General features: G+C 62.8%; 15 protein-coding genes. 4 read left to right on the forward strand and 11 right to left on the reverse strand.

All coding sequences use genetic code 11. The features are described from left to right. Positions 1-200 precede the first annotated feature (200 nt). The gene (locus ABIE18_RS00035; protein WP_499720605.1) at positions 201-1,010 is read left to right on the forward strand and encodes a carbon-nitrogen hydrolase family protein; all 810 of its coding nucleotides are present in this window, start codon (positions 201-203) and stop codon (positions 1,008-1,010) included. A gap of 372 nt (positions 1,011-1,382) precedes the next feature. On the opposite strand, the gene rlmB is transcribed toward ABIE18_RS00035, so the two are convergent. The 6 genes from rlmB to ABIE18_RS00065 all read right to left on the reverse strand — a co-directional run bounded on the left by rlmB (position 1,383) and on the right by ABIE18_RS00065 (position 6,254). Next, a complete protein-coding gene (gene rlmB, locus ABIE18_RS00040) occupies positions 1,383-2,372 on the reverse strand; it encodes a 23S rRNA (guanosine(2251)-2'-O)-methyltransferase RlmB (RefSeq protein WP_499720606.1) in 990 nt (329 codons plus the stop codon). A gap of 79 nt (positions 2,373-2,451) precedes the next feature. Beyond that, positions 2,452-3,921 (reverse strand): cysteine--tRNA ligase, encoded by a 1,470-nt coding sequence (gene cysS, locus ABIE18_RS00045; RefSeq protein ID WP_499720607.1) that lies wholly within the window; start codon positions 3,919-3,921, stop codon positions 2,452-2,454. A gap of 35 nt (positions 3,922-3,956) precedes the next feature. Continuing rightward, complete coding sequence (locus tag ABIE18_RS00050) at positions 3,957-4,313, reverse strand: hypothetical protein (RefSeq protein ID WP_499720608.1); 357 nt, start codon at positions 4,311-4,313, stop codon at positions 3,957-3,959. Further along, positions 4,306-4,869: a 2-C-methyl-D-erythritol 2,4-cyclodiphosphate synthase gene (gene ispF / locus ABIE18_RS00055; RefSeq protein WP_499720609.1), complete on the reverse strand. Its 564-nt coding sequence runs from the start codon at positions 4,867-4,869 to the stop codon at positions 4,306-4,308. Before ispF ends, ABIE18_RS00050 begins: the two co-directional genes overlap by 8 nt. Then, complete coding sequence (ispD, locus tag ABIE18_RS00060; protein WP_431118420.1) at positions 4,869-5,651, reverse strand: 2-C-methyl-D-erythritol 4-phosphate cytidylyltransferase; 783 nt, start codon at positions 5,649-5,651, stop codon at positions 4,869-4,871. Before ispD ends, ispF begins: the two co-directional genes overlap by 1 nt. A gap of 120 nt (positions 5,652-5,771) precedes the next feature. Then, positions 5,772-6,254, reverse strand: coding sequence for a CarD family transcriptional regulator (locus ABIE18_RS00065; protein ID WP_011690592.1), 483 nt, complete (start codon positions 6,252-6,254; stop codon positions 5,772-5,774). Positions 6,255-6,546: 292 nt separating this feature from the next. Here ABIE18_RS00065 and ABIE18_RS00070 point away from each other — a divergent pair, with 292 nt between their 5' ends. Further along, positions 6,547-7,098 (forward strand): hypothetical protein, encoded by a 552-nt coding sequence (locus ABIE18_RS00070; RefSeq protein ID WP_499721351.1) that lies wholly within the window; start codon positions 6,547-6,549, stop codon positions 7,096-7,098. 111 nt (positions 7,099-7,209) lie between these two features. Here ABIE18_RS00070 and ABIE18_RS00075 read toward each other — a convergent pair whose 3' ends face one another. Both ABIE18_RS00075 and ABIE18_RS00080 read right to left on the reverse strand, forming a co-directional pair. Continuing rightward, positions 7,210-7,890, reverse strand: a complete 681-nt coding sequence (locus tag ABIE18_RS00075; RefSeq protein WP_431118419.1) for a winged helix-turn-helix domain-containing protein — start codon at positions 7,888-7,890, stop codon at positions 7,210-7,212. 59 nt (positions 7,891-7,949) lie between these two features. Continuing rightward, a complete protein-coding gene (locus ABIE18_RS00080) occupies positions 7,950-9,191 on the reverse strand; it encodes a sensor histidine kinase (RefSeq protein ID WP_499721353.1) in 1,242 nt (413 codons plus the stop codon). A gap of 199 nt (positions 9,192-9,390) precedes the next feature. Here ABIE18_RS00080 and phoU point away from each other — a divergent pair, with 199 nt between their 5' ends. Further along, entirely contained in the window at positions 9,391-10,044 is a 654-nt protein-coding gene (gene phoU, locus ABIE18_RS00085) for a phosphate signaling complex protein PhoU (RefSeq protein ID WP_499720610.1), read from the forward strand. Positions 10,045-10,203: 159 nt separating this feature from the next. Here the strand turns inward: phoU and ABIE18_RS00090 are convergent, their stop codons facing one another. After that, positions 10,204-10,950 (reverse strand): phosphoglyceromutase, encoded by a 747-nt coding sequence (locus ABIE18_RS00090; protein WP_223947997.1) that lies wholly within the window; start codon positions 10,948-10,950, stop codon positions 10,204-10,206. Positions 10,951-11,023: 73 nt separating this feature from the next. Here ABIE18_RS00090 and ABIE18_RS00095 point away from each other — a divergent pair, with 73 nt between their 5' ends. Then, positions 11,024-11,845, forward strand: a complete 822-nt coding sequence (locus ABIE18_RS00095) for a class I SAM-dependent methyltransferase (RefSeq protein WP_499720611.1) — start codon at positions 11,024-11,026, stop codon at positions 11,843-11,845. A gap of 24 nt (positions 11,846-11,869) precedes the next feature. Here the strand turns inward: ABIE18_RS00095 and ABIE18_RS00100 are convergent, their stop codons facing one another. After that, on the reverse strand, positions 11,870-12,211 hold the full coding sequence (locus ABIE18_RS00100; protein WP_216921243.1) for a DUF2516 family protein: 342 nt from the start codon (positions 12,209-12,211) through the stop codon (positions 11,870-11,872). A gap of 10 nt (positions 12,212-12,221) precedes the next feature. Then, entirely contained in the window at positions 12,222-13,406 is a 1,185-nt protein-coding gene (locus tag ABIE18_RS00105; protein WP_499720612.1) for a trans-sulfuration enzyme family protein, read from the reverse strand. Between the last annotated feature and the right edge of the window lie 11 nt (positions 13,407-13,417).

Consider the following 13,417-nt stretch of genomic DNA (forward strand, 5'->3'; position numbering starts at 1 on the left):
TCGGCCGCCCGTGTGACGGCGCGCACCACGTCAAATTTCCGGTATGTACCGGCCGCGGCCGTCGTTCCGGGCCGCTCACGTGCTGGAACGCTTTAGCCCGGGCAACAGCACACTCGTATCGGCTCCCCGAATGTGTCGCTCCGGCTGTGTGTTGGCGACAGGCTTGCCATACTGGGACTGACAGAACTGGAGGTTCAATCGTGCGCGTTGCACTCGCTCAAGTCATCACCGGCCGGGACCTGGCTGACAACCTGCGGCTTCTGGAAGAGTACGCCCGCCGCGCCAAGGACGGCGGCGCGGAGCTTGTCGTTTTTCCCGAGGCAATGATGCGCGCGTTCGGTAACTCCCTGACGGACATCGCCGAACCGCTCGACGGCCCCTGGGCGGGCCGGGTGCGCGAGCTCGCTGACGAACTTCAGTTGGTGATCGTGGCAGGGATGTTCACGCCTGGCGCTGCTTCGGATTCCGGTGCGCGCCGCGTGCGGAACACTCTCATGGTCACAGGCCCCGGCGTGGAGACCAGCTACGACAAGATCCACCTCTTCGACGCGTTCGGCTTCGCTGAGTCGGACACGGTTGAGGCGGGAACAGACCCAGTGACGTTCGACGTCGGCGGCGTCACCTTTGGTTTGGCCACCTGCTACGACATCCGTTTCCCGGCACTCTTCACAGCCAACGCGTTGCGCGGTGCCGTGGTAAACATCGTGGCGGCATCGTGGGGAGCCGGACCGGGCAAGGCCGATCAATGGCAGCTCCTGTCCCGCGCCCGCGCGGTGGATACCACCACGTTCGTGCTTGCCTGCGGCCAAGGTGATCCTGTTACGCAAGGTGTTGAGGTCAAGGGTGCCGCGCCCACAGGAGTGGGGTACTCCGCCGTCGTGTCCCCCTTCGGGCAAGTCCTGGAAGCCCTCGAGGGCGAACCTGGGCTCCTCTTCGCCGACCTCGACCCCGCCGTGGTGGAAGAAGCCCGCCAAAAGCTCCCGGTCCTGGCCAACCGCCGCGACTTCTGATCTTCTCTCACATCCTGCGGGTTTTGGGCGGATCTTCTCTCACATCCGGACACGTTTTGGCCGATGCTCTCTCACATACCTTCCCAAAGGGGACGGTCCGCCCGGGCCGGATGCCGCCGTCGTCGTCATTCTCCGGAGAACAGCAAACGCTCCCCCACCAACATGATGTGAGAGAGCGCTTGCCAAAAACGATCAGGACATGAGAGAGCATCCGTCAAAAAGCCGCGGGAAGTGAGAGAGCATCCGTCAAAAACCCGCGGGATATGAGAGAACATCCAAAGGCGGCGCAAGGGGCATCCGGAAGCGCGCGTCTAAGCGAGGAACGAGCGAGCGCGCGGAGGATGGCGCTTGCGGCGCCTCGGCGGACTGGCGCTAGCTTGCGCGCTGCCTCGACACCTCGTACAGCGAGATGCCCACGGCCATGGATGCGTTGAGCGACTCCATCGAGGAGTCGATCGGGATCGAGACGATTTGGTCGCAGTTTTCGCGGACGAGCCGGCTGAGGCCCTTGCCTTCGGAGCCGACTACGATGCAGACGGGCTCGGTGGCTACGGTGAGGTCGGGCAGCGAGATGTCGCCGTCGCCATCCAGGCCGAGGACGTAGATGCCCATGTTCTTGAACTGCTTGAGGGCGTTGTTCAGGTTGGACGCGCGGGCCACGGGTACGCGGACTGCTGCGCCGGCACTGGTCTTCCATGCCGATGCCGTGACGCCGACGGACCGGCGCTCGGGAACGATGACACCGTGGCCACTGAACGCGGACACGGAACGGATGATCGCACCGAGGTTGCGGGGATCGGTGATGCCATCGAGCGCAACGAAGATCGGGGCGTTGGAGATGTGCCCCTTCTTCCACTTGGCGATGGTGGTCTCTGCGAGGTCGTAAGCGTCCTCGTACTCGTACGGCGGGATCTGCAGGACCAGGCCCTGGTGGACTGCGTCCTCGGTCATGCGGTCCAGTTCGGGCTTGCCTGTTTCGAGGAGCGGGATGCCACGTTCAGCTGCAAGCTTGAGGGACTCCTTGACGCGGTCGTCCATTTCGATGCGGATGGCAACGTGCAGAGCCTTGGCAGGGATGCCGGCGCGCAGCGCTTCCACGACCGAGTTGCGGCCGGTGACCAGCTCTTCGGTTGCGCGGCCCTTGGGGCCGGAGCGGGCACCGGTACCTGGGCGTGCCGGACCGCGCTTGGCGGCCGAACGCTCGGCAAGCTGCTTGTTCTTGTACGCCTTGTGGTAGGTCCGCTCCTCGGCCTTAGGGGTGGGCCCCTTGCCTTCGAGGGCCTTGCGACCGTGGCCTCCGGTACCCGTGGAGGGGCCCTTCTTGCTCTTGCGGATTGCACCCGGGCGACCGTGGTTGGCCATTCTGTCCACCTTGCTTGAAATTAATGAGTCTGCATTCCAGTCTACTGACCCAATGCAATTCGGCGGTGGCGGCGGTTTGTCAGTCGCGTTTCAGGCTCCAGGTAGCGCCTTCCGCACCATCTTCGACGACGACCCCGGCGGCCGCGAGGGTGTCGCGGATGGCGTCGGACGCGGCCCAGTCCTTGTTGGCCCTGGCTGCGGCGCGGGCCTCGAGTTGCGCTTCCACCAAAATCTCCAACGCCGCGTGTTCGCGGCTTTGCACGGCCTCCGGGCGCTTCACGGAATCCAGGCCGAGGACACTTGTCATGGCGTGGACGCTGGAGAGAGCGTCTTTTACGGTGCCGAGGTCGCCGGCAGCCAAGGCTGTGTTGCCGGCCCGAACGGTCTCGTGCAGGACACCGAGCGCCTGCGGGACGTTGAGGTCATCGTCCATAGCGGCTATGAAGGCAGTCGGCATCGCGGCCTGCGAACCCTCGGTGTAGCTCTTCGGCTCGCTGACCTGCTGCCCCACCTTCGCGGCGGCTTTGGCAATGAAGCCATCAATACGTTCGACGGCGGCCGCGGCTTCCTGCAGCGACGTAGGCCGGTAGTCCAGCACCGAACGGTAGTGGGCCTGCCCAAGGTAATAGCGGACCACCCGGGGCGACGCCAACTCAAGCATTTCGGCCGGACTCACCGTGTTGCCGATGGACTTGGACATCTTTTCGCCCTCGTAGGTAACCATGCCGTTGTGCATCCAGAAATTGGCGAATTCGTCGCCTGCAGCCTGGGACTGGGCCATCTCGTTTTCGTGGTGCGGGAATCTGAGGTCCAATCCCCCACCGTGGATGTCGAAGCGGGTGCCCAGGTATTTGGTGACCATGGCGGAGCATTCGAGGTGCCACCCGGGTCGTCCGGCTCCCCAGGGGGATTCCCATTTGGCGGTAACGGGTTCGCCGTCCTTGTAGCCCTTCCACAGCGCGAAGTCTCGCGGATCCCTCTTGCCGCGAGGGTCGGCGTCGGGAGCGCCTTGCATGTCATCAATGTTCTGCCGGGTCAGCGAACCATATTTGCTCCAGGAACGGACGTCGAAGTAGACGTCCCCGGAGTCATCCAGTGCGGGGTAGGCATGGCCGCGGTCGATGAGCCGCTGGATCAGCGCGTGCATTTCCGGGATGTGCCCCGTAGCGCGGGGCTCGTACGTCGGCCGCTGGACGCCGAGGGATTCGTAGGCGTTCTCGAATTCCTGCTCGTAGCGGTAAGCCAAAGCCCACCACTCCTCGTCCTTCCGCGCTGTTGGCTCGGCAGCCCAGTCGGGACCGAAGGATTGCTCGGACTTGGCGAGGATTTTGTCGTCGATGTCCGTGACGTTGCGCACTACCGTGACACGGAGGCCACGGAATTCGAGCCAGCGCGTCAGTTGGTCAAACGCAATTGCGGACCGGACGTGCCCCACATGCGGCATGCCCTGAACAGTAGCCCCGCAGTAGTACACGCTGGCCTTGCCCTGTTCGAGGGGAACGAAGTCGCGGACTTCGGCGGAGGCGGTGTCATAGAAGCGCAGGGTCACCGCTCCAGATTAGCCGATGACGCGGCATGACTTGCCTACTTGCAGTACTCGCCGATTTTGTTGAAGTGCACCGTCAGCTGCTGTTGCTGTTCCTGCGTTGCCGCCCCGAGCGACGACGCGGCGGCTTTGTCCATGATGGCGGCCATCTCCTTGATGGGATCGCCAATTTCCGGAGCAAGCTTGTCCGCGATCTCGTGATAGTGGGCAGCGATCTGCTTGGACTGCTGCTGTTGGTTGCCGTCGGGCTTGAAGGTGTCGTTGTTGAGGAACTCGCAACTGGCCTTCACATCCATCTTCGGCGTCCCGGCACAGCCGCCGAGCATGAGGGCAGCAGCCACACTCGCGGACAAGAGCACGGCGGAACGCACGACGCCGGAACGCACCTTAAACATTCAGCCCACCTTCAGTGGAACCCGGCTGGGTAGCTCCTTGGACGGGGTAAACGAGGGCGGTGGCAACCGCAGAAATTCCCTCGCCGCGGCCAGTAAATCCCAAACCATCGCTGGTGGTGGCTGTGACGCTGACGGGTGCGTTCGCGGCTTCGCTCAGAACCCTTTGGGATTCTTCGCGGCGGGGGCCGAACTTGGGGCGGTTGCCGACGAACTGGACGGCGACATTGCCGATCTCGAACCCTGCGGCCCTGACTATCCGTGCAGCCTCACCGAGGAGCTTTACCCCGGAGGCGCCGGCGAACTCGGGACGGTCTGTGCCGAAGTGGGTACCAAGGTCACCGATTCCACACGCGGAAAACAGGGCGTCGGCAGCCGCATGGGCGACGCAATCGCCGTCGGAATGTCCTGACAGCCCCTGCTCACCTTCCCAAAAGAGGCCACCCAACCAGAGCGGCTGGGGATCGCCCTCCGGCGCGAATGCGTGCACGTCGACGCCGATTCCGGTTCGGGGCAGGGCCAAAGGGCCGGCAACGCCGGCAGCTTGCTGAGCCGCCATCAGCCTTCCACCCAGCGCATTCCAAGGGGGCCCTCCAGGAGTCCTTCGGCAATGATGAGATCCAGGGGCGTAGTAATCTTCAGCGACTGGCTGGCCCCGCGGACGGCATGGACCGGAACGCCCAGAAGCTCAACCAGCATGGCGTCATCGGTGACTGCGGCGGCCTGCTTGTCATCAAAGAGCTCCGCGGCGTCGTGCGCGCGGCGCAACGTGGCGAGATCAAAACCCTGGGGAGTCTGAACTGCCCTGAGTTGTTCCCTGGGTGCTGTTCCCGTGACAACTTCCGGGGCGATGCCAGAGTCCGAAGCGCTGGTCTGGGCCACGGTCTTGATCGTGTCCACCACAGGCATGGCTGGAATGACGGCCTTGGCGCCGGAGGCCAAAGCATCGGCGACGCGCTGGAATACGCGCTCGGGGGTCAACGCGCGGGCTGCGTCATGGACCAGGACGGCTTCCGTGCCGTCTTCCAAAGCAGCCAACGCAGCGCGGACGGAATCAGCTCGGGTGGACCCGCCGTCGACCACTGTTATTTCGGGGCCACCATCTACCAGTTCAACCGTGAACCCGGCAATCAGTTGGCGGAGTTCCGTATCCCCCTTGGGCACGGCGACACAGATCTGGCGAGCGACGTCGGCAGCGACAACGCCACGAAGCGCATGCATCAGGATGGTTTCGCCACCCAGCGGAACTTTGGCTTTGGGCATGCCATAACCGAGGCGCTCGCCCGAGCCGGCGGCCACCACGATCACCGCCGTAACAGCGCGCTTGGAAGGAATACTCATGCGCCCAAGGTTATGCGGAATGTGCATGAATACCCACATTCCGGGCAATTCCGCACAGCTGCGGCTAGCTTGTGGCAAAAAGAAACCCGGCGGCGCTTTCGCACCACCGGGTATCAATTCTTAGGAAGCCAAGACCTCGTCAAGAACGCTTGCTGCCTTCTCTTCGTCTGTCTTCTCAGCCAGGGCCAGTTCTGAAATCAGAATCTGCCGCGCCTTGGCCAGCATGCGCTTCTCACCTGCGGAAAGGCCGCGATCGTGATCACGACGCCAAAGATCGCGAACGACCTCCGCCACCTTGATGACATCGCCCGAAGCAAGCTTCTCCAGGTTTGCCTTGTAACGACGTGACCAGTTGGTAGGCTCTTCAGTGAACTCGGCGCGGAGGACGTCAAATACGTGCTCCAAGCCTTCTTTGCCCACTACGTCCCGGACCCCAACAAGGTCAACGTTCTCTGCTGGAACTTCAATGGTCAGATCACCCTGAGCCACCTTGAGCTTGAGATACATCTTCTCTTCGCCCTTGATGGTGCGCATCTTGATTTCCTCAATTTTTGCTGCACCGTGGTGAGGGTAAACTACTGTCTCGCCGACCTCAAAAACCATGTGGACTTTCCCCTTTCCCGCAGACTAGTCTATCACGATTAAGGCATACGACTGGCACCCGAAGGGCCGTCCAGCCGCGCCAATAAAGGGAAACAGCCCCAAAACGAGCCCACGCTACCCCTTGACGTGAGCCAGGAAAGATGCATCACGGAGGCAAGGAGCGCGTCGGATCTTCCCGGTCGCGTACGCCACAATGCCTTCCCGAATCCTTGTTTCGGCAGGTTTGCCGATAGGCTATGCCTGAAAAGTTTCCAATGACTCTTGAGGAGTAGGTGTCGTGCGCATTACTGCGATGAACCCTGTCCAGCGCGGCAAGCTGGCAATTGCGGCGGCTGCAATCGGCGTCGGCCTTCTGTCCGTTACCGGCTGCGGCTTCGTCAACGCCCAGCAGACTTCCCACCAGTACTCAGCATCGGACGGGGTCAAAGCAGATCTCGGCCAGCTGCAGCTGCGCAACATGCTGATCGTCGCAACAGGTGAAAACCAGCCCGGCCGCGTGATCGGCGCAGTGTTCAACAAGTCCAACTCGGATGCCACCCTGACCATCAGTGGTGCAAATGGCGCCCAGACGGAAATCCCGGTCAAGGCCAACTCGGAGACGTACCTGAACGACGAAGCCGACGCCGCGGTCCTTAGCACCGCAGGCACCAGGCCCGGCGGACTGAGCCCGGTAACCATTCGCAGCGGTTCGGACTCCGCAACGATCAACGTTCCCGTGGTTGACGGCACGCTGCCGGAGTACAAGGAGTACCTGCCCTCCTCCAGCGCCTCGGCAACTCCGTCTTCTTCTTCCACGGCAACGCCGACGCCGACGCACACCGAATCGGCAGCTGCCGGCCACTAACAGGCTGCGCGCTGCAAGCAATGACAATAAAGGAAGGGTTCCGCTGCGGCGGAACCCTTCCTTCGTCGTTGTCTGCTGTCAGTCTGCTGAGAACGTCTGCTGACTGAAGCTTTACGGCTCGAACTTGTAGCCCAGTCCACGCACCGTCACCAGGTACCTCGGAACGGACGGATCAGGCTCAATCTTGCTGCGCAGGCGCTTTACATGGACATCAAGCGTCTTGGTATCACCTACGTAGTCCGAACCCCACACGCGGTCAATCAGCTGGCCCCGGGTGAGCACACGTCCGGAATTGCGGAGCAGCATTTCAAGGAGTTCAAATTCCTTCAGCGGCAGTGATACTTGCTCGCCGTTCACGCTCACCACATGGCGCTCGATGTCCATCCGGACCGGCCCGCCCTGCACTGTGGAGGCGATCAGCTCTTCAGGTTCACCCTGCCTGCGAAGCACTGCACGCACCCGTGCCACGAGTTCGCGTGAGGAATACGGCTTGGTGACATAATCGTCGGCACCCAGCTCCAAGCCAACCACTTTGTCGATCTCCGAGTCCTTGGCAGTCAACATGATCACGGGCACGCTGGAACGTTGGCGCAGTTGACGGCACACTTCCGTGCCCGGTGTTCCGGGCAGCTGGAGGTCCAGCAGGACGAGGTCGGCACCATTCCGGTCGAATTCCACCAAAGCGTCGGTGCCGTTGTCCACTACCTCGACGTCGAAACCCTCTTTGCCCAAAAGGTAGGACAGGGGGTCGCTGAAGGACTCTTCGTCCTCCACTATCAAAATCCTGCTCAAGCGCTGGCTCCTTGCTCTTGGGCGCCGCTGGCGCCCCTTAGTTGATTCCCGTGATGCGGTTAATTCGCGTGATGCGGTTGCTGAGTCGTGTGGTGGGTTTCGACGGCGGCAACCCCCGCCGCTGGTAGCTCCGGGGACCCAGCAGTGGATGCAGCCTGAGCCGGGAGGCCGGCGTCGTCGTCCTGGCCTTCCATTTCGGGCAAGCGGATGGTGAACGTTGAGCCTTGACCAGGCTGGGACCACACAGTGACCTCGCCACCATGGTTGGACACAACATGCTTGACGATGCTGAGGCCCAGGCCGGTGCCACCGGTATGCCGGGAGCGTGCAGCATCCACCCGGTAGAAGCGTTCGAAGACGCGTTCCTGGTCCTCGGGGGTCAGGCCCTCGCCCTGGTCCGTCACTGAAATGGCCACGACGCCCTCCCGGGTCCGAACTCCGACGCCTACACGGGTGTTCTCCGGGGAGTAGCGGATGGCGTTGTCGATCAGGTTGCGCAGGGCGGTGACCAGCAGGTCCCTGTCGCCGAACACCAGGGAATCTGAGTGGCCACCCACCATGATCTGGATATTCTTGCTCTCGGCCGGCAGCTGCGAGCGGTCCACTGCCTCGGTGATCACGGTGTTGATGTCCACCGTGTGGCCTTGTTGGGCAACATTTGCGCCCTGAAGCCGGGAAAGCTCAATGATGTCCTGGACCAGAGCTGCGAGGCGTCCGGATTCCTTATGCATGCGTTTGGCGAAGCGACGCACGGCTTCCTCGTCGTCAGGCGAGGCTTCCAATGCTTCGGCCAGGAGCGAAATAGCGCCCACCGGCGTCTTGAGTTCATGGGAAACGTTGGCCACGAAGTCGTTGCGGATCTCTTCGGTGCGGGTGATCTCCGTACGGTCGTCGGCCAGCAGCAGGATGTACTCCCAGCCGAGCATGGCTGCCCGTACCTGGACCACGATGGTGCCCTTGCCGAGCGGCCCCCGGGGAAGTTCGTATTGTTGCTCCAGAATTACGCCATCGCGGCGGACCTTTGCGGTCATGTCCAGAAGCTGCTTGTGAACCACGGTGTGGCCGCGGACCAGGCCGTAGGCGTACGCTGCCGGACTCGCGCGGACCACGCCATCGATCGCATCGACCACCACAAACGCGCGGCCGACGACGGCAAGCACCTCCGCTGCACCTTCCGGAAGCACGGGTTCGGTAACATCCAGGTCCACGATCCTGCGCTGCCGCTCGCTGATCCTGAAAGCGAGCATGCCAAAGACGCCCAGTGACAGGCCAACCAAGCCTGCAACGACACCTATAAGCAACGGATCCACGTGTCCAGCTTATGCTCTGGAATCACGCCAAAGTGTTGATCCGGTGCCAAACGAGGGCGGTTCAACTAACGTTCATCTAAAGGTGCGCAACCGTTCACTGGCTCCTGACACAGTTACTGGTTGGACTGCCAATGGTTTTTGAAATCCGTACCCCATCATGGGACAGGATTTCCAAGGAAAGGACGCCTTAGTGCGCAAGGTTTTTCAGGAGGAGCTCACCCAGGTCGGTGACGACCTCGTCGAGATTTCCAAACTGGTTCACGAAGCAATCACGAAGGCCACTACAGCCTTCGAAGGCGCCGACGTCGATCTTGCCCAGGACGTCATCGCGGCCGACGCACGCATCGACTTCCTGCAGAACAGCCTCGACGAACGGGCCATCGACATCTTGGCCTTGCAAGGCCCCGTTGCCAGCGATCTGCGCATGATTGTTGGTTCGCTCCGGATGAGCGCATCGCTGGAGCGCATGGGTGACCTGGCCCGCCACGTGGCGCAGCTGGCCCGACTCCGCTACCCCGCCACCGTCATCCCGACGTCCCTGACACAGACCTTCAAGGCGATGGCCCAGGACGACATCGACATCACGGCCAAGGTCATCGAGCTCCTCGAGACCCGCAACCTTGAGGTGGCCCGGGACATCCTCAAGATCAATATCGCTGTGGACGACCTCCACCTCAGCGTCTTCAAGGCGATCGCCTCCCCCGACTGGAACGAAACTGCTTCCACCACCGTGGACGTGGCCCTTGCCAGCCGCTACTTCGAGCGCTTCGCCGACCACGGCGTCTCCGTTGCCCGCAAGGTCACGTACCTGGTGACGGGCGAATGGCAGCCTGAGGGCTTTTAGCCGGTTCCCCGCATAACAATCAATCTAAACAGCGACGGCGGCCGGTCACCTGAGGTGACCGGCCGCCGTCGTCGCTTAACAGCCTCGTAGCTGGTGCCGCGGGCAGGCTGCGTCCAAGGGAGGAACGACCGAGCAGCCGCCGCGGCAGTAGCGTAGAGCCTACTTCTTGCCCTGGTTGGCTACAGCCAGAATCGCATCTGCTGCCGCCTCGGGGTCCAGGTACGTGCCGCCCGGGTTGATCGGCTGGAAGTCCTCGTCCAGTTCGTAGACCAGCGGGATGCCCGTGGGGATGTTCAGTCCTGCAATGGCGTCATCGCTGATGCCGTCCAGGTGCTTGACCAGGGCGCGCAGGGAGTTGCCGTGCGCGGTCACCAGGACGGTCTTGCCGGCCTTGAGGTCTTCCTTGATGTCCGATTCCCAGTACGGGAGAAGGCGGACAAGGACGTCCTTGAGGCATTCCGTGCGCGGGAGGGCGTCGCCGAGGTCCTTGTAGCGGACGTCGTGTGCCTGCGAAAATTCGCTGTCGTCGGACAGGGGCGGCGGCGGGGTGTCGTAGCTGCGGCGCCATTCCATGAACTGCTCTTCGCCGAATTCGGCAAGCGTCTGGGCCTTGTCCTTGCCCTGCAGCGCACCGTAGTGGCGCTCGTTGAGGCGCCAGTCGCGCTTGACCGGGATCCAGCCGCGGTCGGCCTTGTCCAGTGCCATGTTGGCAGTGTTGATGGCCCGCTTCAGGAGCGAGGTGTACAGGATGTCCGGGAGGATGTTGTTCTCAACCAGGAGTTCCCCGCCGCGCACTGCTTCCGCGCGGCCTTGGTCGTTCAGGTCTACGTCCACCCAACCGGTGAACAGGTTCTTGGCGTTCCAGTCGCTGTGGCCGTGGCGCAGCAGAATCAGCTTGTAAGTCATGGTTTTCATCCTAGCCGAGGGCTCCTGTGCCTTGCCGGGCGTTACGTTTCTCAACGCGGGATAAAGTGGGGCCGTGGTGCAAAAAGCGGAACGGGTCAGTACTTCCCGAAGTCGAAGCGGGAAGCCTGTTGGCAACGTCACCCGCGGCACCACCAATCCGAACCGTATGCGCCGCCTGGATCGGTGGCTCGCCGGTCCTCAGGCGTGGCGGCTCCGCGCCGCCGTCGACCCTTTGGTTGTTGACCTGGGCTATGGCGCCTCGCCAGCCACCGCCGTCGAACTTTTTGAGCGGCTTCAGGCCGTCCGTTCGGATGTGCGCGTCTGCGGGATCGAGATTGAGCCGGACAGGGTGCGTACGGCCAAGGCGCTGGAACGCCCCGGACTAAGTTTCCACGTAGGCGGTTTCGAAGTGCCGGTTCACGGCGACCCCATACTTGTGCGGGCTTTCAATGTGCTCCGTCAATATGAGGAAGCTGATGTGGCCGGGATCTGGGGGCTGGTTCAGTCCCGTTTGGCTCCGGCCGGCCTGTTCATTGATGGCACCTGCGATGAGATCGGCCGGTGCGCCACGTGGGTGGCCTTGGACCGGGATCGCCCCCTGAGCCTTAGTTTCTCGGTGCGGTTCGGCAGTTTTGAGCTGCCCTCGGAAGTGGCAGAGCGCCTGCCCAAGGCCCTTATCCACCGGAATGTGCCGGGCGAACCCATCCATACGTTCCTGCAGGCCATGGACAAGGCCTGGTTGGAGGTCGCGCCGCTGGCCTCGTTCGGCAACCGGCAGCGCTGGACAGGAATGTGCCGCTTACTGCGCGACGCCGGGTGGCCGCTTCAGGATGGCCCATCGCGGTGGCGCCTGGGTGAAGTTACGGTGGCGTGGGACGCGGTTGCGCCGAAGTAGCGTTCTTTACCAGGGGCCGTTTCTTTACCAGGGGCCGTAGGGGCCGACGTTGCGGTTGCCGCCGCTGCCTGCTTCGCGGACTGCTGGCCGGACGTCTGCAAGGTATACGCAGGATGCGGTCACTGCAGCAATGCCGAACAGGCCGAGACCGCTTCCACCGCTCAAGAGGGTCAACGCGCCGATGGCAAAAGCAACGCCGGTGAGGGCCAACCAGAACGTCTTGGTCCGCTTGGAGGCGGCCACGAACAGCGTCGGCCGGTGGCGCAGGCAATCCACAAAAGCCCACAGTTCCAGGACAACGGCCACCAAGCCAAGGATGAAGTAGACCGCGTTGGTGACAATCGCGATCAAGAATTTTCCGTCCACGCCCCTTAGCCTAACCGTCCAGCGACTTCAGTGCTTGCTCGAGGTCGGACCAGAGGTCTTCCACGTTCTCGATCCCCACGCTCAAACGGACCAGGTTCTCCGGGACACTGACCGGCTCAGCCGTGTGCCGGCGTCGACGTTCGATCAGCGACTCAACCCCACCCAAGGATGTCGCCGGAAGCCAGAGCTGAAGCGCACGGACCAATTCATCGGCCGCCTCGGCGCCGGTGCGGGCATCGTCTCCGGCGATCTGGATGCAAAGGATGGAACCGAAGCCCTTCATCTGGTCTTTGGCGCGTTCATGCCCTGGATCCGTGGGAAGGCCCGGATAACGGACAGACTCGACCCTCGGATGGGTGCTGAGGCGCTCGGCGAGCACTGCCGCGGACGCCTGCGAACGCTCGATCCGCAACGCGAGGGTGCGCAGTCCGCGGAGCGCAAGCCATGCTTCGAACGGGCCGGCGATGCCGCCGTGGATGATGCGGTGGTGGAGCAGCGTTGCCCGCAGTTCCGGGTTGGAAGTCACCAAGGCGCCCAGGACGACGTCGGAATGGCCCGCCAGGTACTTGGTCACAGAGTGAAGCACGACGTCGGAGCCCAGGCTTAGCGGTTGCTGCACCAACGGGGTGGAGAAAGTGTTGTCCGTGACCACGATCGCGCCCACAGCGTGGGCGGCGTCGGTGAGCGCCCGGACATCGGCAATGCCAAGCATGGGGTTGGTGGGGCTTTCCAGCCAGAGCAGGTCCGCGGCTTTGCCCTCTTCCGGACTGATCAAGGCCTTCACGGCCTCCGTGTCCGTAATGTCCACGATTCGCAGGTCCAGGAAGCCCTTCTCAGCAAGTTCCGTCGCCATGACCAACGAGCCTGAGTAGCTATGTGATGGCATGACAACAACGCCACCGGCAGGTACCAAGGAGAGAGCCGAGCTGACTGCAGCGAGCCCGGATGCGTAGAGCAAGCCGGGCAGCGCAGCGCCTTCCAGCTTGCCCAGGGCGTCCTCGAACGGGTCCCAGGTGGGGTTGGCGTAGCGCCCATAGCCGCGATCGCCGTCGCCAAGAGAACCAGTTCCAAAGTATGTGGAGGACAGGACGATGGGCGGATTCACCGGTTCATCGTGCTTACGCTCGGGGCGGCCCGCAGCCACCACAACGGTTTCCGGGGACAAATCGGCAGCGCGCTGATCGGAAAGGCTCATGGTTTCAGGGT

Origin of the sequence: Arthrobacter sp. 2762 (genome assembly GCF_040548745.1) — a bacterium.
Taxonomy (GTDB): Bacteria; Actinomycetota; Actinomycetes; order Actinomycetales; family Micrococcaceae; genus Arthrobacter.